The organism is uncultured Allobosea sp. (genome assembly GCF_945956895.1).
Taxonomy (GTDB): Bacteria; Pseudomonadota; Alphaproteobacteria; order Rhizobiales; family Beijerinckiaceae; genus Allobosea.
Genome location: NZ_CAMFJF010000002.1, coordinates 37,900 through 55,930, shown reverse-complemented (window position 1 = coordinate 55,930; position 18,031 = coordinate 37,900). Strand labels below are relative to the sequence as shown.

The window sequence follows — 18,031 nt, the reverse complement described above, 5'->3', positions numbered from 1 at the left end:
CATAGGCACAGTACGTTTCACCCATCTTCCTGATGGAGGAGGGCGAGTGCTCCCAGCATTGCCCCCAATGCTGCAGGCAACCACGCCGCGACGACCGGGTTGACGATTCCCGACGACCCGAGCTCCTCCGACAGTTGTGTCGCCACATAGAGCACGAAGCCAGCCGCGACGCCACCCACCACCAGTTTGGTCACACCACCAAACCTGAAAAATCTTAAAGAAACGGATGCTGCCACCAGAACCATGGCGATGAGCAGTAGCGGCCGTGCCATAAGCGATTGATAACGCAGCTTATATGGCGTCGTGTCGAGGCCGGCGCGCTGTGTCCTGTCGATCACAGTCGGCATGGACCAGAAGCCCACCGCATCGGGTGGGGTGAAGCTCTGGCGCATCTGTTCCGGCTCCAGCGTCGTTGCGAGCGTGTAGCTCTTATAGCTCTGTGGCTCTTCCGTGGCGGAGGTGGTGCGCGCGTCGCTGAGCTCCCAGTGTCCTGGGCGCAGCAGGGCTTGCCTGGCGTCGATTCGTTCCTTGAAGCTGCCGTTCGGGTTGAAGATGAAGAACGCGACCTGCGACAATCCGTCTTCGTCGGGCAAGGCGCCGGCTGCGCGAATGATCGCCTGCCCGTCGACGCTGCGCTGCCGCAGCCAGATTTCCTTGGGCAGGCCGGATTTGCCGCCGGAGCGGACGAACAGGCGCGTCTCCAGCGCCGTAGCCTTGCGCTTCAGCTCGGCCGCGACCGGGTTGTAGATCAGGATCGAGACAAGCCCGATGACGCCCGCCACTGCTGCCGCGGGCTGCAGGAACTGCCAGGCCGAGACGCCGACGGAGCGGGCGACGACGAGCTCGAGCTTCCGGCTCAGCGTCAGCAGCGCGAACATGCCGCCGAACAGCGCGGCGAAGGGGAAGATCTGCTCGGCGACGGCCGGCGCCCGGAACAGCGCGAGCTGAACGATGCGCGGCGTCGTCGCGATCGGGGAATCGCCGGCGCGCCGCATCAGCTCGACGAAATCGAGCGTCCCGATCAGGAAGAAGAACGTGCTGAAGACGCCCAGGATAGCGCGTGCGAAGCGCTTCGTCAGATAGCGCCCGAAGGTCGAGAACAGCAGCATCAGGCGCGCCGGAAACGGGCCGCGAGATTGACCAGCGGCGTGGTGAGGGGAGAGGCGATGCGGGCCATGACGGGTTGGATTCGCGCGCCGTAGAAGATGAGGCTCGTGGCCAGGATGATGGCTGCGATCGGCAGGATGTAGAGCAGCGCGGCCGCGAAGGGGGAGCGCACGCTCGCAGTCCACGCGGCGTAGGCTGCGATGCGGGTGGCGCCCACGATCATGATCGCCGACTGGATCGCCAGCGCCCGTCCCTGGCGGGTCGTGCGCGCCTCGCCGATGGCGGCGAAGGCGATCAGCATGAAGGCGAAGGGATAGAGCGGGGAGGAGAGCCGGTTGTGCAATTCGGCCCGGAAGCGGCCTTCCTGGATCTTGTAATAGGCCTCGTTCGGGTCCTGCCGGAGCAACTCCCAGGTCGAGCGTTCGCGCGGCTTGTAGATCACCTTGTCGCCGTCGCCCTCGCCGGGGCCGCCGCTCGAATCGCCGGTCAGGGCCGACAGATTCAGGGCATAGCGCTCGAAGGAGATAATCGAGGTCGTCGAGGTGTTCTTGGCCTCGCGCTGGATCGTGCCCTTTTCCAGCATGAGGAAGCTCTGGCCTTCGGCCTCGACCGTCCGGCCGCGCTCGGCGAGATAGATCGAGGGCTGCGCGGGGTCGCGCCGGTCCTGCATGAAGATGCCGATCAGCGCGTCGCCGGCCTTCTCGCGATAGTGGAAGGTCACGCCGGAATCGAGCGAGACGAACTGGCCTTCCTTCACCACGTTGGCGACGAAATCGGCGCGGATCAGCGTGATCAGGTCGCGCAGCATGCGGAAGCTCGCCGGCATCACCGAGATCGTCATCCAGGCGACGATCAGCGAGGCCGCGACCGTCAGCACGATGAAGGGGCGCGTGAGGCGTTGCGGCGCCACGCCGGCGGCGTTCATCACGATCAGCTCGGAATCGCCGTTGAGCCTGTTCAGCGTGTAGAGCGTCGACATGAACAGCGCGACGGGCGCGATGCCGGCGATCAGGGCCGGCAGCGAAAGCAGCGTCACGGTCAGGAAGATCAGGACCGTCTGGCCCTTGCCGGTGATGAGATCGACCTCGCGCAGCGCCTGCGTGACCCAGATCACGCCGGTAAGGCCAAGCAGCAGCACGATCGCCGCCACCGCCGCGATCTTCAGGATGTAGCGATCGAGGCGGTTGAGAAGCACGCGTCGGTTCCGGAGCTTGAGGGCGGGTGCCCTCCGAGGTGGTTCGTCGGACACACCCTATGGTATAGGCGCGGCGAGGGCGCAAACGGGAATCGTTTGCCGTCTGCCGTCTAGTGTCCTTCCCCTGTCATTTTCGCAAGATTGTGAGCGGATCATGTCGCAGCGCCTGAAGCTGGAGATCAAAGCCCTGGATGCCGTCGAGGGGCAGGATCTCGTGATCCTCGTCTCGGACGGGCTCGCCGTGCCCGGCGCGGCTCGGGAATGGGCCGGCGCGGGCGCGCAGGCGCTGCTGACGCGGGCCGCCGCCGCCGAGCGCTTCAAGGGCAAGGCGCTGGCCGGGCTGACATTGCCGTCGCCGGAGGGAGCTTCCTACGAGCGTCTGGTCGTCGTCGGCGTCGGGCCGGAGGACGAGCGCGCCAAGCTCGATTTCGTCAAGCTCGGCGGCGCCATCGCTGGCCGGCTCGGCGCCGGTCGCAGCGCCGAGATCGTCCTGGCGCTGCCCGACGGCCGGATCGAGCCGAAGCAGGCCGCCGATATCGCGCTCGGCCTCAGGCTGCGCGCCTATGCCTTCGACCGCTACAAGACCAAGAGCAAGGACAAGGACGAGGCCGAGCCGCTGACGGTCTCGCTGCGCGCGGCCGATCCCTCCGCCGTGAAGAAGGCCGTGAAGACGGCCGATGCCATCGCCGCCGGCGTGATCCAGGCGCGCGACCTCGTGAACGAGCCGCCGAACGTCCTCTACCCGGAAGAATTCGCCGACCGCGCCGCCAAGCTCGAGAAGCTCGGCGTCGAGATCGAGATCCTCGACGAGAAGGCGTTGAAGAAGATCGGCATGCGCGCGCTGCTCGGCGTCGGCCAGGGCTCGCGCCGCGAGAGCCGCGTCGCGATCATGCGCTGGAACGGCGCGAAGAAGGACGAGAAGCCCATCGCCTTTGTCGGCAAGGGCGTGACCTTCGATACCGGCGGCATCTCTCTGAAGCCCGGCGCCAGTATGGAGGACATGAAGGGCGACATGGCGGGCGCGGCCTGCGTCGTCGGCCTGATGCAGGCGCTGGCCGGCCGCAAGGCCAAGGTCAACGCCATTGGCGTGATCGGCCTCGTCGAGAACATGCCCGACGGCAACGCCCAGCGCCCCGGCGACATCGTGACCTCGCTCTCCGGCCAGACCATCGAGATCATCAATACCGACGCCGAGGGCCGCCTCGTTCTCGCTGATGTGCTCTGGTACACGCAGGAGCGCTTCTCGCCGCGCTTCATGATCAACCTGGCGACGCTGACCGGCGCGATTCTCGTTGCGCTGGCGCAGGAGAATGCCGGGCTGTTCAGCAACAATGACGAGCTGTCGGAGCGCCTGACGGCGGCCGGCATCGCCACCGGCGAGACGGTCTGGCGTCTGCCGCTCGGCAAGGCCTACGACAAGATGATCGATTCGAAATTCGCCGACATGAAGAACTCGGCCGGCCGCTATGGCGGCTCGATCACCGCGGCGCAGTTCCTGCAGCGCCATGTCAACGATACGCCCTGGGCGCATCTCGATATCGCCGGAACCGGAATGGCCGCCGCGAATTCGGAGATCAACCGCTCCTGGGGGCCGGGCTGGGGCGTGCGCCTGCTCGACCGGCTGGTCGCGGATCACTACGAGGATTGATGTGGACGCTTCGTCGTTCTCCGATCGAACCGCCGCCGTCATCCCGGACGGAGCGAAGCGGAGATCCGGGATCCATCGAAGGGCTCCGGTGTTCTATGATGGATCCCGGGTCAAGCCCGGGATGACGGCGAGCGCCGCCGATGGCTGAGATTCTGTTCTTTCATCTGCAGTCCCGTCCGCTGGAGCAGGTCCTGCCGACGATCCTCGACCGCGCCCTGTCGCGCGGCCAGAAGGTCGTCGTCGAGGTCGGCGGCCAGGAGCGCCTGAGCGTGCTCGACGATCACCTCTGGACCTATGCGGATGAGAGCTTCCTGCCGCATGTGACGGCGCTGGAGGCGGATGCAGCTAGCAATCCGGTGGTGCTGACGACGCAGGCGCATAATCCGAACGCTGCACAGGTCCGGATCTGCGCCGACGGGGTCCGCATTCCCGACGCAATGCAGGACTACGAGCGCGTCGTCCTGATATTCGATGGCGACGATCCCGAGGCGCTTGCCGCCGCCCGCGAGGATTGGAAGAAGGCCCGGGCCTCGGGCCATGCCGCCAGCTACTGGCAGCAGGACGATGCCGGCCGCTGGGAGAAGAAAGCGTGAGACTGCCTGTTCTGTTGCTCTGCACCGCGGCCCTTGCCGGCTGCTCGGTCGATATGGGCGGTTTCGCCTTCCAGTCCGAAACCAAAGGCGGGGTCACTACGACCAAGACGGCTTCCGCCAGCGCCGGCATCTCGACGCAGGAGCCGGTGCTGACCCCGGAAGGCGAATGCAGCGTCGGTGCCTCGCTTGATCCCTCGACCCGGCCGCTGCCGAAGGAGATCGCGCCGGGCATCACCGAATGCGAGCTGGTGAAGTTGAAGGGCGGGCGCCCGACCGACGTGCTGGTCGGCGAGAGCGGCAAGGGCCAGCGCGAGGTCCAGGTGCTCTATTCCGAGCCCGGCGGCCGCGAGATCTACCTCTTCACCGACAACCGCCTGACGCGGATCGTCAAGCCGGGGCAGGGGTGAGCTGAAAGGAACAGCAAGCTCCTCGCTATGGGAAATGCCCGCTATCGATCCATCAGAGACGTTGACTGAGGCCGATCAATTATCGTCACTTGGTGCTCGTCCCAGGCAACAGACGAGCGCAACCCCACCTGCGAGGAGAACCAGCAATGCAATCGCGATCACAGCGGTATGCTTGTTGGCAGCCTCGTACAGCAAGAAGAACGCGCAAACCCCTGCGAGAATTATCAGGCTCGGACGGGTCTGAACCCGCCACACCCAACCAACCATGGCTTTCAGCATATCCATCTGGGCCTTGGTAAACCAGGCGCATTAACGTCGGCTTGCGAGCCATTGCAGGCATTCTCGGAAGATTAGCCGTCAGGCAATCTGTCGCTTGTTTCCGCCAAATCCGCAACGCATCATCGCGGCATGACGAAATACCTCATCTCCTTCCCGAGCGAGGCGATGGTGCTCACGGAGGAGCAACTGGCCGCCGCCTCTGTCGACTCCCATGCGGTGATCGAGGAGGCGAAGGCGGCTGGCGTCTATGTCTTCGGCGGCGGGATCAACGAGTCGGTCGCCTCCGTGCTCGTCTCTGCGGATGGGGCGGTGTCCGATCGGATCTATCCGGGCAGCCGCCTCAATGGCGGATTCGCGGTGCTGGAGCTGCCGACGCGCGAGGACGCCGTGAAATGGGCCGCGAAGCTCGCGCGGGCCTGCGGCTGCGCGCAGGAACTGCGCGAGTTCATGTATGACCCGGCCAGCTAGCGACCTTGCTTGGCTCTCGGAGAGATACGCCGTCATTCCGGACAAGCCGCGATAGCGGCGCCGATCCGGAATCCATCATAGAACTCGACACCCTACGATGGATCCCGGGTCAAGCCCGGGATGACGCAGCTTTTTCAGCGTAGAACCAGCGCTCTCTGAGCCCTCACGCGCTCTCCAGCTCCTCGCCGAGCAGCAGCCATTCCTCCTCGGCAGCGGCCAGCGCTTCCGACAGTTCCGCGCGCTGGCGCGAGAGCTGCAGTGCCTTGTCCGGCTCGCGTGCGAAGGCGCCGTTGGCTAGCGCGGCATCGACCTTCTCGATCAGCCCCGTCAGCTTGGCGATGCGCGCCTCGGCGAGGTTGAGCTTCTGCCGCAGCGGCCCCTGTGCGGCGCGCTTCGTCGCCGCTTCCTTGCGCTCGTCGGCCTTGGGCTTGGCGGCGGCGTCCGGCGCCGGCTTGCCGCGCTTCTCGGCCTTGGCGGCGCCCAGCACGTAAGTGCGGTAATCGTCCATGTCGCCGTCGAAATTCTTCACCGTGCCGCCGCCGACGAGCCAGAGCCGGTCGGCGCAGGCCTCGATCAGGAAGCGGTCGTGGCTGACCAGGATGACGGCGCCGGGATAGTCGTTGATCGCGGTGACCAGCGCCGTGCGGCTGTCGATGTCGAGATGGTTGGTCGGCTCGTCGAGGATCAGCAGATGCGGCCCATGGAAGGTCGCCAGACCCAGCATCAGACGTGCCTTCTCGCCGCCGGAGAGCAGCTTCACCGGCGTATCGGCCTTGTTCGCGGGGAAGCCGATCTGCGCCGCCTTGGAGCGGACCTTCGCTTCTGGCGCATCGGGCATCAGGTCGCGCAGATGGCCGACCGGCGTATCCTCGATGCGCAGTTCGTCGAGCTGGTGCTGGGCGAAATAGGCCGTCTCCAGCTTGCTCGACTTCTTCATCTCGCCGGACATGGCATCTAGCCGGCCGCCAATCAGCTTGCAGAAGGTCGACTTGCCGTTGCCGTTCGAGCCGAGGAGCGCGATGCGGTCGTCGGGCGCCAGCGACAGGTTGAGCCGTGACAGCACCTTGCGCTCGCCATAGCCGGCGCTGGCATCCTCCAGCACGATCATCGGCGGCGAGAGCGGCTTTTCCGGGCCGGGGAAGACGAAGGGCTGCACGTCGCGGTCGACGATCGCGGCGATGGTCTGCATCTTCTCCAGACGCTTGACGCGCGACTGTGCCTGCCGGGCCTTGGTCGCCTTGGCCTTGAAGCGGTCGACGAAGGACTGGAGATGCTTGCGCTCGGCGTCCTGCTTCTCCTTGGCGCGGGCGAGCTGCATCTGCTTCTCGGCGCGCTGCTTCTCGAAGGAGGAATAGCCGCCGCGATAGAGCGTGAGCTTGCCCTGGTCGAGATGCATGATGTGGTCGACCGAGGTGTCCAGCAATTCGCGATCGTGGCTGATGACGATCACGGTATGCGGATAGCGCTCCAGATAGTCGTAAAGCCAGAGCGTGCCTTCGAGGTCGAGATAGTTGGTGGGTTCGTCGAGCAGCAGCAGGTCGGGCTCGGAGAACAGCACGGCGGCGAGCGCGACACGCATGCGCCAGCCGCCGGAGAAATCGGAGCAGGGGCGTTGCTGCGCCTCCTCGTTGAAGCCGAGCCCGTGCAGCACCATCGCCGCGCGGGCCGGGGCCGAATGCGCGCCGATATCGGCGAGCCGCGTGCCGATTTCGGCGATGCGGTGCGGATCGGTCGCCGTCTCCGCCTCCTTCATCAGGGCGGTGCGCTCGGTATCGGCGGCGAGCACGACCTCGATCAGCGTCTCCGGGCCGCCGGGCGCTTCCTGCGCGACGCCGCCGATGCGCCGCCCCCTCGGCAGGCTGATATTGCCGCTCTCGGTGCCGAGATCACCGGTAATGATCTTGAACAGGGTCGTCTTGCCGGTGCCGTTGCGGCCGACGAAGCCGACGCGCGCGCCGTCGGGGATGGCGGCACCGGTATGGTCGAGCAGCAGGCGCTCGCCGAGACGATAGGTGATGTCGTTGATTGTCAGCATGGCGCGTTCGTTTAGGCGCGAGAGCCCCGAAAAGGCAATCGAAAGCCGGAACCAGCGGCCGATGTCACCGTTTCGTCAAAATCTCGCCTTGGGACGGCCCGCACCGGCCATCACCCAAGGGAAACCGAATAGATCCCGATTCGCCGAGGCTGTCTTCATGGATGCCCGCCTGTCCTATCCCAGTCCCCGCCGTGCTTCCGCTGCGGCTTCGCTCATGGTTCTCGTCTCGATCATCATCGGCAGTGCGGCTGCGCTCGCTACGCTCGTGCCGCTGAGCTGAAGAGCTGTTTGGACATGTGAGCCCTCATCCTGAGGAGCCGCGTCAGCGGCGTCTCGAAGGATGTTCCAGATGTTTCCAGAGCCTCCTGAAGCATCCTTCGAGACGCAGCCTTGGGCTGCTCCTCAGGATGAGGGCTGCGGGGAGTGCGGGCCGCCAAGCCCCTGAGAAGGCTTGTCGTCTTCCGGTCCAGCCGCTAACGCTGGCCGCATGGCACGCATTGCTTTCTACACTGGCTCCTTCGATCCCGTGACCAACGGCCATGCCGACATCATCGCGGCAGCGGCCGGCGTTTGCGACAAGCTCGTCCTGGCGATCGGAGTCCATCCCGGCAAGACGCCGCTGTTGTCGGTCGAACAGCGCGCCGACCTGCTGCGTCAGGTCGCCACGCCCTTGCTGGCGGCGAAGGGCGCCGCGCTCGATGTCGTGACCTTCGACGACCTCGCCGTCGATGCGGCGCGCCGGGCTGGGGCTTCGATCATCATCCGTGGCTTGCGCGACGGCAGCGATCTCGACTACGAGATGCAGATGGCCGGGATGAACGGCACGATGGCGCCGGACGTGCAGACCGTCTTCCTGCCGGCCTCGCCCGGCGTGCGCTACATCACCGCGACGCTGGTGCGCCAGATCGCGGCGATGGGCGGCGATGTCTCGCCCTTCGTGCCGGCGCCGGTGCTCGCTGCTCTGAAGGCGCGCTTCGCCAAGGGCTGAAGCGCAAAATAGGGCGTCATGCTCGGGCTTGACCCGAGCATCTCATGCCGCAGCATGCGCCGGAGCCTCTTCCTTCACGAGATTCCCGGGTCTCCCTCCGGTCGCCCGGGAATGACGGCTGGGGCGAGCCATGCGGCGCATGTCGCCCGCGAAAGGCACATAACTTCGCCATCTTCCGCCGCTTCCTGCTGATTTGGGTTTGCTTTTTGCCGAGAGCGATGGTGTCTCTCAGCAAGGCCGACTCGCTCTTCGATCACCCGGCGCGATTCCGCGCGCAGGGCCCTCCGACAGGTTTTCCGATGCGTCTTTCCCGCTATTTCCTGCCCCTTCTGCGCGATACGCCCAAGGAAGCGGAGATCGTCTCGCACCGGCTGATGCTGCGCGCCGGCATGATCCGCCAGCAATCGGCGGGCATCTATTCCTGGCTGCCGCTCGGCCTGCGCGTGCTCAACAAGATCAGCAACGTCATTCGCGAGGAGCAGAATCGCTCGGGCGCCATCGAGATCCTGATGCCGACGATCCAGTCGGCCGATCTCTGGCGCGAGAGCGGGCGCTACGACGCCTATGGCAAGGAGATGCTGCGCATCAAGGACCGGCATGATCGCGACATGCTCTACGGCCCGACCAACGAGGAGATGGTCACCGAGATCGTCCGCTCCTACGTCAAGTCCTACAAGGACCTGCCGCTCAATCTCTACCACATCCAGTGGAAGTTCCGCGACGAGGTCCGCCCGCGCTTCGGCGTGATGCGCGGCCGCGAGTTCCTGATGAAGGACGCCTATTCCTTCGATCTGGACAAGGATGCGGCCCGCCACGCCTATAACCGCATGTTCACGGCCTATCTGCGCACCTTCGCGCGGCTCGGCCTGAAGGCGATCCCGATGAAGGCCGATACCGGCCCGATCGGCGGCGACCTCAGCCACGAGTTCATCGTGCTCGCCTCGACCGGCGAGAGCGAGGTCTTCTGCCACAGCGACTACCTGAATTTCGAGACGCCGGCCGCCGACACCGATTTCGACAGCGTCACCGGTCTGCAGGGCGTCTTCGACAAGTGGACGAGCCTCTACGCCGCGACCGAGGAAATGCACGACAAGGCCGCCTTCGAGGCGGTTCCGGAAGACAAGCGCGTTTCGGCGCGCGGCATCGAGGTCGGCCATATCTTCTACTTCGGCACGAAATATTCCGAGCCGATGGGCGCGACGGTCGCCGGGCCTGACGGCCAGCCCGTGCTGCTGCATGGCGGTTCCTACGGCATCGGGCCGAGCCGTCTTGTCGCGGCGCTGATCGAAGCCGGGCATGACGATGCCGGCATCGTCTGGCCCGAGGAGATCGCGCCCTTCGACGTCGCGGTCATCAATCTCAAGGCCGGCGATGCGGCGACCGACGGCGCAGCCGAGCGCATCTACAAGGACCTGCTCGCCAAGGGCTACGACGCCCTGCTCGACGACACCGACGACCGGCCGGGCGCCAAATTCGCCACCGCCGACCTGATCGGCGTGCCCTGGCAGATCATCGTCGGCCCGAAGGGGCTGGCCGAGGGCAAGGTCGAGCTGAAGCGCCGCGCGGGCGGCGAGCGCGAGCTTGTTTCGCTGGAGGCCGCGCTCGATCGCTTCAAGGGCAGGGCGGCGTGACGGCGAGCACCATGATCCCGTTCAGCCCTCATCCTGAGGAGCCGCGAAGCGGCGTCTCGAAGGATGTTCCAGATGCCTCCGGAGCCTCCTGGAGCATCCTTCGAGACGCGCCTGCGGCGCTCCTCAGGATGAGGGCTCGCGGGGAAGGAGCCGCCGCATGAGCGCCGTCGCCGACAGCGCCGAAGTCCCGACCGGGACCAAGGCCTTCGCCGGTTTCGAATGGCTGCTTGCCGGGCGTTATCTGCGCACGCGCCGCCGCGAGGGTTTCGTCTCGGTCATCGCCGGCTTCTCGTTCCTGGGCATCATGCTCGGCGTCGCGACGCTGATCATCGTGATGTCGGTGATGAACGGCTTCCGGATCGAGTTGCTCAGCAAGATCGTCGGCGTGAACGGCCATATCTTCGCGACGCCGATCGACCGCCCGCTCGACGATTACGACAGCGTCGCGGCGAGGCTCAGCAAGATTCCCGGCATCAAGCTCGCCATTCCGTTGGTCGAGGGGCAGGCGCTCGCCTCCTCGCAGACCGGCAACAATGGCGTGCTGGTGCGCGGCGTCCGCGAGAGCGACATCAAGGCGATCCCCTTCATCGGCGGCAACATCAAGTCCGGCACGCTCGATGGCTTCGATGGCGGAACGCCCGGCGTCGCCATCGGCCGAAGGCTTGCCAATGCGCTCGGCATCCAGGCCGGCGACATGATGACGCTGGTTTCTCCGCAGGGAGCCTCGACACCCTTCGGCACGGCGCCGCGGATCAAGGCCTATCCGGTCAAGGCGATCTTCGAGATCGGCATGACAGAGTTCGACGGCACCTTCGTCTACATGCCGCTCGCCGAGGCGCAGGCCTATTTCAATCGCGACGGCGACGTGAACGTCATCGAGATTTTCGTCGACAATCCCGACAAGACCCAGGCCGTCCGTGACGCGATCGAGGCCGATGCGCCGCGTCCGCTGGTGCTCTCCGACTGGCGCCAGAGGAATCGCAGCTTCTTCAATGCTCTGGAAGTCGAGCGGAACGTGATGTTCATCATCCTGACGCTGATCGTGCTGGTCGCGGCGCTGAATATCGTCTCCGGCCTGATCATGCTGGTGAAGGACAAGACCGCCGATATCGCGATCATGCGCACCATGGGCTGCACGCGCGGCACGGTGCTGCGCGTCTTCCTGATCACCGGGGCGGCGATCGGCGTCTTCGGCACGCTCGCCGGCCTCGCTCTCGGCGTCGTCTTCGCCAAGAACATCAAGTCGATCATGGCGGCGCTGAACTGGATCACCGGCGCCAATCTCTGGGACCCGACCGTGCGCTTCCTCAGCGACATCCCCTCCGTCACCGACTGGAGCGAGGTGGTGAGCGTGGTGCTGATGGCGCTGACCCTGTCGCTCCTGGCGACGCTCTATCCGGCCTGGAAGGCGGCGCGCCTCGATCCGGTCGAAGCGCTGAGGATGGGCTAAGGCGATGGCACAGGAAATGCCCGCGCTCTTCCTCTCCCAGGTCGAGCGCTATTACCCGCAAAGCGATGCGCCGCTCGAAGTGTTGCGCAAGGCCGATTTCGCACTCTGGCCGGGCGAGGTCGTTGCCCTGGTCGCGCCGAGCGGCACCGGCAAGTCGACGCTGCTGCATGTCGCCGGCCTGCTCGAGAAGCCCGATGCCGGCGAGGTCTTCGTCGGTGGGCTCGCCACGACCAAGCTCGACGACAAGGGCCGCACGCGGCTCCGCCGCACCGAGATCGGCTTCGTCTACCAGTTCCACCATCTTCTGCCCGAGTTCACGGCGCTGGAGAACGTGGTGCTGCCGCAGCGCATCCGCGGCCTCTCGCGCCAGACCGCCGAGGAGCGCGCCTCGGAACTGCTGACCTTCCTCGGCCTTGGCGGGCGGCTCGACCACCTGCCGGGCGAATTGTCCGGCGGCGAGCAGCAGCGCGTCGCCATCGGCCGCGCCGTCGCCAACGGCCCGCGCCTGCTGCTGGCCGACGAGCCGACTGGCAATCTCGATCCGCATACCTCGCAGCATGTCTTCGGCACGTTGATGGCGCTGGCGCGCGCTTCGGGACTGGCGGCGTTGATCGCGACGCATAATCTCGAACTCGCCCGCCAGATGGACCGGCAGGTCACGATTCGAGACGGGTTGGTCGTCAAGCTGTAGGTGGCGGGCGTCCGCCAAGTCGTTTCTTGCCAGCTCTGTCTTTGTCATTCCGGGGCTTCGCGCAGCGAAGAGCCCGGAACCCACGACTAGGTGAGCGGCTTGCATTCGGGCATCGAAGGCATCACCCGGTCGTGGGTTCCGGGTTCAGGCCTGCGGCCTGCCCCGGAATGACAAAGGTGGCTTCTGACCGGGAGCGACCTTGAATCATGCTCGCCCTCGTGGCGAGCATCCCGGTCTTGAACGCCGCCTTCATCGAAGGAAGACGTGGGCGGCGGGACAAGCCCGACCATGACAGGGCGGTGCGATCCCAGAGCGGCGCCCCTGATCGCCGGCACCATCTCAGAATGCAGGTAGCATTTCATTAACCGCCGCGCCGGGAACGCCCTGCCAGCTTCCGTATCGACATTGACGAGAACAAAAAGAGAACTAAGCTGAACTTATCGCGAACACAGGAGGTTCTCATGACTGCAGCGCGTAAATTCGCCGCCGGCCTCGCCGAGATCGCCTCGCTCGGCGTCTTCCTCGGCATGATCTGGCTCTGGGCCGCGATCCTCTCCGGCCCGCATGTCTGAGGACGGCAGGAGCCATCCACAGACGGGGCCGCAAGGCCTCGACGCCGGCCCCGCCCAGGACGCATAAGAGGCGTATAAGGACAGGGTCGACGAGTCGCCCGATCGCGGCGACAGGAGCGGGACATGAGCAGGGAAGCTGGCGAGGCGCGCGTTCTCCAGGAGATCGGCTTCGTCCACCTGCATGTCCATTCGAGCTATTCGCTGCTCGAAGGCGCGATGACGGTCTCGACGCTCGCCAAGATGGCGGCGGCCGACGGCCAGCCGGCGCTGGCGCTGACCGATACGGATAATCTCTTCGGCGGTCTCGAATTCTCCGAGAAGCTGGCGGGATCGGGCCTCCAGCCGATCGTCGGCGTGCAGCTCTCGGTCGATTTCGCCGATGAGGGCGAGGGCAGCCGCAAGCCGACGCAGCCGCAGCGCCTGCCGCATATCGTCCTGCTCGCCATGGACGAGGCCGGCTACGGCAACCTGATGAAGCTCGTCAGCGAGGCGGCGCTGGCGACGGGCGGCTCCGGCCAGCCGGTCACCACGGTCGAACGCCTTGCCGCCTACAATGCGGGGCTGATCGCGCTGACCGGTGGGCAGGGTGGGCCGATCGACGTCGCCCTGCGTCTCGGCCAGCTCCCGCAGGCTGGGTCGCGCCTGGCGACGCTCGCCGGCATCTATGGCGACCGGCTCTATGTCGAGATCCAGCGCTATGGTGGCGATGGCGAGGCGACGCGGGAAGCCCATCTCCTGCGCCTCGCCTATGATGCCGATCTGCCGATCGTCGCGACCAACGAGCCCTTCTTCGCCAAGCCCGCCGATTTCGACGCGCATGACGCGCTGCTGGCCGTGGCGGAGGGCCGCCTTGTTTCAGACGGCACGCGCCGCCGCGTCTCGCCGGAGCATTACTTCGCCTCGCGCGCCGAGATGAAGAAGCGCTTCGCCGACCTGCCTGAGGCGTTGGCGAACACCGTCGAGATCGCGATGCGCTGCCATTGGCGTGTCTCGACCCGCAAGCCGATCCTGCCGCGCTTCGGCGAGGAGGGGCGCGACGAGGCCGAGGAGCTGGAGGCGCAGGCCCGCGCCGGCCTTGCCGCACGGCTGGCCAAGCACGGCCCGGCCGAGCCCTTCACGGTCGAGGATTACGAGAAGCGGCTCGATTTCGAGCTCTCGATCATCACCCGGATGAAGTTTCCGGGCTACTTCCTGATCGTTTCGGACTTCATCAAATGGGCCAAGGCCCACGACATCCCGGTCGGCCCGGGCCGCGGCTCGGGTGCAGGCTCCCTCGTCGCCTATGCGCTGACCATCACCGACGTCGACCCGCTGCGTTTCGGCCTGCTCTTCGAGCGCTTCCTCAATCCCGACCGCGTCTCGATGCCGGACTTCGACATCGACTTCTGCCAGAACCGACGCGAAGAGGTGATCGAGTATGTGAAGCATCATTACGGGCAGGAGCGCGTCGCCCAGATCATCACCTTCGGCACGCTGCTGGCGCGCGGCGTGCTGCGCGACGTCGGCCGCGTGCTCGAAATGCCCTATGGCCAGGTCGACAAGCTGACCAAGCTCGTGCCGCAGAACCCGGCCAAGCCCATCTCGCTGAAGGACGCGATCGAGGGCGAACCGAAGCTGCAGCAGGCGGCCGAGGAGGAGCCGATCGTCGCGCGGTTGCTCGAAATTGGCCAGAAGCTGGAAGGGCTTCACCGGCATGCTTCGACTCACGCCGCAGGTGTGGTGATTGGCGACCGGCCGCTCGAACAGCTCGTCGCGCTCTCGGTCGATCCGCGTACCGGGATGCGCGTCACCCAGTTCAACATGAAATGGGTCGAGCAGGCCGGGCTGGTGAAGTTCGACTTCCTCGGCCTGAAGACGCTGACCACACTGACGACCGCCGTTAAGCTCATCGCCCAGCGCGACATCCATATCGACCTGGCGCAATTGCCTTTCGACGATCCGACCACCTACGCCATGCTGGCTCGCGGCGAGACCGTCGGCGTGTTCCAGGTGGAATCGGTCGGCATGCGCAAGGCGCTGGTCGAGATGAAGGCCGACCGGATCGAGGACCTGATCGCGCTGGTGGCGCTCTACCGGCCGGGCCCGATGGACAACATCCCGACCTATTGCCGCCGCAAGCTCGGGCTGGAGGATCCGACCTATCTCCATCCCGGCATGGAACCCTATCTGCGCGAGACCCACGGCATCATCGTCTACCAGGAACAGGTGATGCAGGTGGCGCAGGCGCTCTCGGGCTATTCGCTCGGCGAGGCAGACCTGCTGCGCCGCGCCATGGGCAAGAAGATCAAGGCCGAGATGGACGCCCAGCGCGACCGCTTCGTGAAAGGCGCGATCGACGGCGGCATCAAGAAGGACATCGCCTCCGAGATCTTCGACCTGCTCGCCAAGTTCGCCGATTATGGCTTCAACAAGAGCCACGCTGCGGCCTATGCGGTCGTCGCCTTCCAGACCGCCTATCTGAAGGCGAATTACCCGGTCGAATTCCTGGCGGCGTCGATGACGCTCGACATGGGCAATACCGACAAGCTCTCGGAATTCCGCCGCGATGCCGAGCGGCTCGGCATCAAGGTCGAGCGCCCGGCGATCAACCAGTCCGGCGTCGAGTTCGACGTGGCCGATGGCAAGATCTTCTACGCGCTCGGCGCCATCAAGGGTGTCGGCCGGGCGGCGGTGGAATCGCTGGTGGCGGCGCGGCAGTCTGCTGGCCCATTCCGCGACCTCGCCGACCTCGCCCGCCGCATCGACACCCGGCTCGTCAACCGCCGCACGCTGGAAGCCCTGATCGCCGCCGGCGCTCTCGACGAGTTGGAAGCGGATCGTGCACGAGCGGTCGCTGCGCTCGACGGCATGCTGGCGCTCTCGAACCGTACACGGGACGAGGCCGCGGCGGGACAGTTCGACCTGCTCGGCGGTGGCGTGGTGCAGGAGGCCTTCCGCATCCCGCAGGTCGAGCCCTGGGCGCCGGCCGAGAAGCTCAAGCGCGAGCATGAGGCGGTCGGCTTCTTCCTGTCCGGCCACCCGCTCGACGATTACGAGCATGTGCTGAAGCGCCTGCGCGTGCAGCGCTATGCCGATTTCGCCCAGACGGTGCGCGCCAACGGCACCGGCGTCGGCAAGGTCGCGGTCTCCGTCATCGACAAGTCGGAGCGGCGGACCAAGTCCGGCTCCAAGATGGGCATCGTCAACCTCTCGGACCCGAGCGGCCAGTTCGAGGCTGTGCTGTTCTCGGAAGGGCTGATGAAATTGCGCGACCTGCTGGAGCCGGGCAGGGCGCTGGTGCTGCGGCTTTCCGCCGTGCTCGACGGCGAAGAGGTGCGTCCGCGGATCGAGGACGCCGAGGAGCTCGACGGCCTCGCCGCGCGCCAGAAGCAGGATCTCGTCGTCTATCTGCGCGACGACAAGGCCGTGGCCTCGGTCGCCGAGCGCATCCGCCCGCGCGAGGCAACGCGCGCCGAAGGCAAGGTCTCGATCATCATGATCATCGACGACGGCGCTCAGGAGGTCGAGATCGAGTTGCCCGGCAAGTTCCCGGTCAACCAGCAGATTGCCAATGCCGTGCGCGCTGCGCCCGGCGTGGTCGATGTCAGGCTGCAATAAGGAGCTTGTCGATGGCCGACGACCGAACCGTGCTGCTCGTCGTCGACGTCCAGAACGATTTCTGTCCGGGTGGCAGCCTCGCGGTGCCGGACGGCGATGCGGTTGTGCCCATCGTCAATGCGCTCGGGCGTCGCTTTCGCCATGTCGTGCTGACGCAGGACTGGCATCCGGCCGGCCACGCCTCCTTCGCCTCCTGCCATCCCGGCCGCAAGCCGTTTGAGGCAATCGAACTGGCCTATGGCCCGCAGGTGCTCTGGCCGGATCATTGCGTGCAGGGCACGACTGGGGCCGCCTTTCACGCCGGGCTCGACCTGCCCCATGCGGAGGCGGTGATCCGCAAGGGCTTTCGCCAGGGCATCGACAGCTATTCCGGCTTCATCGAGGCCGATCGCCGGACGCCGACGGGACTGGAAGGCTATTTGCGCGAACGCGGCATCACGAAGGTCGTCATCGCTGGCCTCGCCACTGATTTCTGCGTGAACTGGACGGCGCAGGACGCCGCCCGCGCCGGCTTCGAGACCATCGTGGTCGAGGATGCCTGCCGCGCGATCGACCTCGACGGCTCGCTCGACCGTGCCTGGGCCGAGATGGCGGCGGCCGGGATCAAGCGCGTCGGCGCCGCGAGCCTGGCGATCTGAGGCGGCAATGTCCCGCGCCCAGCGCCTGCTCGATCTCGTTCAGGTGCTGCGGCGGCATCGCCGGCCGGTCTCCGGCCGCAAGCTCGCGGCCGAGCTTGGCGTCAGCATTCGCACGCTCTATCGCGACATCGTCACGCTGCAGGGGCAGGGCGCGCCGATCGAGGGCGAGCCCGGCATCGGCTACATCCTGAAGCCCGGATTCATGCTGCCGCCGCTGATGTTCAGCGAGGAGGAGATCGAGGCCCTGGTACTGGGCTCGTGCTGGGTCGCGGACCGGGCCGACCCAGCCCTCGCGCTGGCGGCGCGTGACGCCATGGCCAAGATCGTCGCCGTGCTGCCAGCCGACCTGACCCGGCGCGTTGAGGACGCCGCGCTGATCCTCGGGCCGGGGAAGGCAGCCGTCGATGCCCCGCAGCTCGATCTCGCCGCCATCCGCAAGGCCATCCGTTCCGAGCGGCGCGCTTCCATCGGCTATGGCGATGCCGAGGGCCGCATCAGCGAGCGCATCGTCTGGCCGCTGGCGTTGTCTTTCTTCGATCAGGTTCGCGTCCTCGTGGCCTGGTGCGAGATGCGGCAGGATTTCCGCCATTTCCGCACCGACCGGCTGATGCACTTCGAGGCTTTGGAAGGCCGCTATCCGCAGCGGCGCCAGGCCCTGCTCAAAACCTGGCGCGAGAAGGAGGGCATCGCGCCGCCCGCATGACCGATACTGCCGGAAATTGGCAGCATCTG

The 18,031-nt window shown here is 66.2% G+C and carries 15 protein-coding genes; 12 read left to right on the top strand and 3 right to left on the bottom strand.

Annotation, left to right across the window (positions count from 1 at the left end; translation table 11 throughout):
- Positions 1 to 17 precede the first annotated feature (17 nt).
- Together lptG and lptF are read right to left on the bottom strand one after the other, a co-directional pair.
- A complete protein-coding gene (lptG, locus tag Q0Q02_RS01675) occupies positions 18 to 1,109 on the bottom strand; it encodes an LPS export ABC transporter permease LptG (protein ID WP_293806318.1) in 1,092 nt (363 codons plus the stop codon).
- A complete protein-coding gene (gene lptF, locus Q0Q02_RS01670) occupies positions 1,109 to 2,302 on the bottom strand; it encodes an LPS export ABC transporter permease LptF (RefSeq protein ID WP_293806317.1) in 1,194 nt (397 codons plus the stop codon). The genes lptG and lptF overlap by 1 nt, the downstream gene beginning before the upstream one ends.
- A 154-nt stretch (positions 2,303 to 2,456) precedes the next feature.
- Between lptF and Q0Q02_RS01665 the strand changes: the two genes are divergently transcribed.
- From Q0Q02_RS01665 to Q0Q02_RS01650, 4 genes are all read left to right on the top strand, one after another.
- Positions 2,457 to 3,950, top strand: a complete 1,494-nt coding sequence (locus tag Q0Q02_RS01665; protein WP_293806316.1) for a leucyl aminopeptidase — start codon at positions 2,457 to 2,459, stop codon at positions 3,948 to 3,950.
- A gap of 140 nt (positions 3,951 to 4,090) precedes the next feature.
- Complete coding sequence (locus Q0Q02_RS01660; RefSeq protein WP_257731949.1) at positions 4,091 to 4,543, top strand: DNA polymerase III subunit chi; 453 nt, start codon at positions 4,091 to 4,093, stop codon at positions 4,541 to 4,543.
- Positions 4,540 to 4,950, top strand: a complete 411-nt coding sequence (locus Q0Q02_RS01655) for a hypothetical protein (protein WP_293806315.1) — start codon at positions 4,540 to 4,542, stop codon at positions 4,948 to 4,950. The genes Q0Q02_RS01660 and Q0Q02_RS01655 overlap by 4 nt, the downstream gene beginning before the upstream one ends.
- A 408-nt stretch (positions 4,951 to 5,358) precedes the next feature.
- On the top strand, positions 5,359 to 5,697 hold the full coding sequence (locus Q0Q02_RS01650) for a hypothetical protein (RefSeq protein WP_293806314.1): 339 nt from the start codon (positions 5,359 to 5,361) through the stop codon (positions 5,695 to 5,697).
- Positions 5,698 to 5,860: 163 nt separating this feature from the next.
- On the opposite strand, the gene Q0Q02_RS01645 is transcribed toward Q0Q02_RS01650, so the two are convergent.
- Positions 5,861 to 7,732, bottom strand: a complete 1,872-nt coding sequence (locus Q0Q02_RS01645) for an ABC-F family ATP-binding cassette domain-containing protein (protein WP_293806313.1) — start codon at positions 7,730 to 7,732, stop codon at positions 5,861 to 5,863.
- Here Q0Q02_RS01645 and Q0Q02_RS01640 point away from each other — a divergent pair.
- From Q0Q02_RS01640 to Q0Q02_RS01605, 8 genes are all read left to right on the top strand, one after another.
- Complete coding sequence (locus Q0Q02_RS01640; RefSeq protein ID WP_293806312.1) at positions 7,713 to 8,012, top strand: hypothetical protein; 300 nt, start codon at positions 7,713 to 7,715, stop codon at positions 8,010 to 8,012. The two genes, Q0Q02_RS01645 and Q0Q02_RS01640, sit on opposite strands and share 20 nt — an antisense overlap.
- A 207-nt stretch (positions 8,013 to 8,219) precedes the next feature.
- Positions 8,220 to 8,720, top strand: coding sequence for a pantetheine-phosphate adenylyltransferase (gene coaD, locus Q0Q02_RS01635; RefSeq protein WP_293806311.1), 501 nt, complete (start codon positions 8,220 to 8,222; stop codon positions 8,718 to 8,720).
- Positions 8,721 to 9,019: 299 nt separating this feature from the next.
- A complete protein-coding gene (gene proS / locus Q0Q02_RS01630) occupies positions 9,020 to 10,351 on the top strand; it encodes a proline--tRNA ligase (protein WP_293806310.1) in 1,332 nt (443 codons plus the stop codon).
- A gap of 157 nt (positions 10,352 to 10,508) precedes the next feature.
- A complete protein-coding gene (locus Q0Q02_RS01625; RefSeq protein WP_293806309.1) occupies positions 10,509 to 11,801 on the top strand; it encodes a lipoprotein-releasing ABC transporter permease subunit in 1,293 nt (430 codons plus the stop codon).
- Between the two features lie 4 nt (positions 11,802 to 11,805).
- Positions 11,806 to 12,492, top strand: a complete 687-nt coding sequence (locus Q0Q02_RS01620) for an ABC transporter ATP-binding protein (protein ID WP_293806308.1) — start codon at positions 11,806 to 11,808, stop codon at positions 12,490 to 12,492.
- A gap of 695 nt (positions 12,493 to 13,187) precedes the next feature.
- Complete coding sequence (gene dnaE / locus Q0Q02_RS01615) at positions 13,188 to 16,661, top strand: DNA polymerase III subunit alpha (protein ID WP_293806307.1); 3,474 nt, start codon at positions 13,188 to 13,190, stop codon at positions 16,659 to 16,661.
- 11 nt (positions 16,662 to 16,672) lie between these two features.
- Complete coding sequence (pncA, locus tag Q0Q02_RS01610) at positions 16,673 to 17,299, top strand: bifunctional nicotinamidase/pyrazinamidase (RefSeq protein WP_293806306.1); 627 nt, start codon at positions 16,673 to 16,675, stop codon at positions 17,297 to 17,299.
- A 7-nt stretch (positions 17,300 to 17,306) separates the two neighbouring features.
- A complete protein-coding gene (locus Q0Q02_RS01605) occupies positions 17,307 to 18,002 on the top strand; it encodes a YafY family protein (protein WP_293806305.1) in 696 nt (231 codons plus the stop codon).
- Positions 18,003 to 18,031 lie beyond the last annotated feature (29 nt).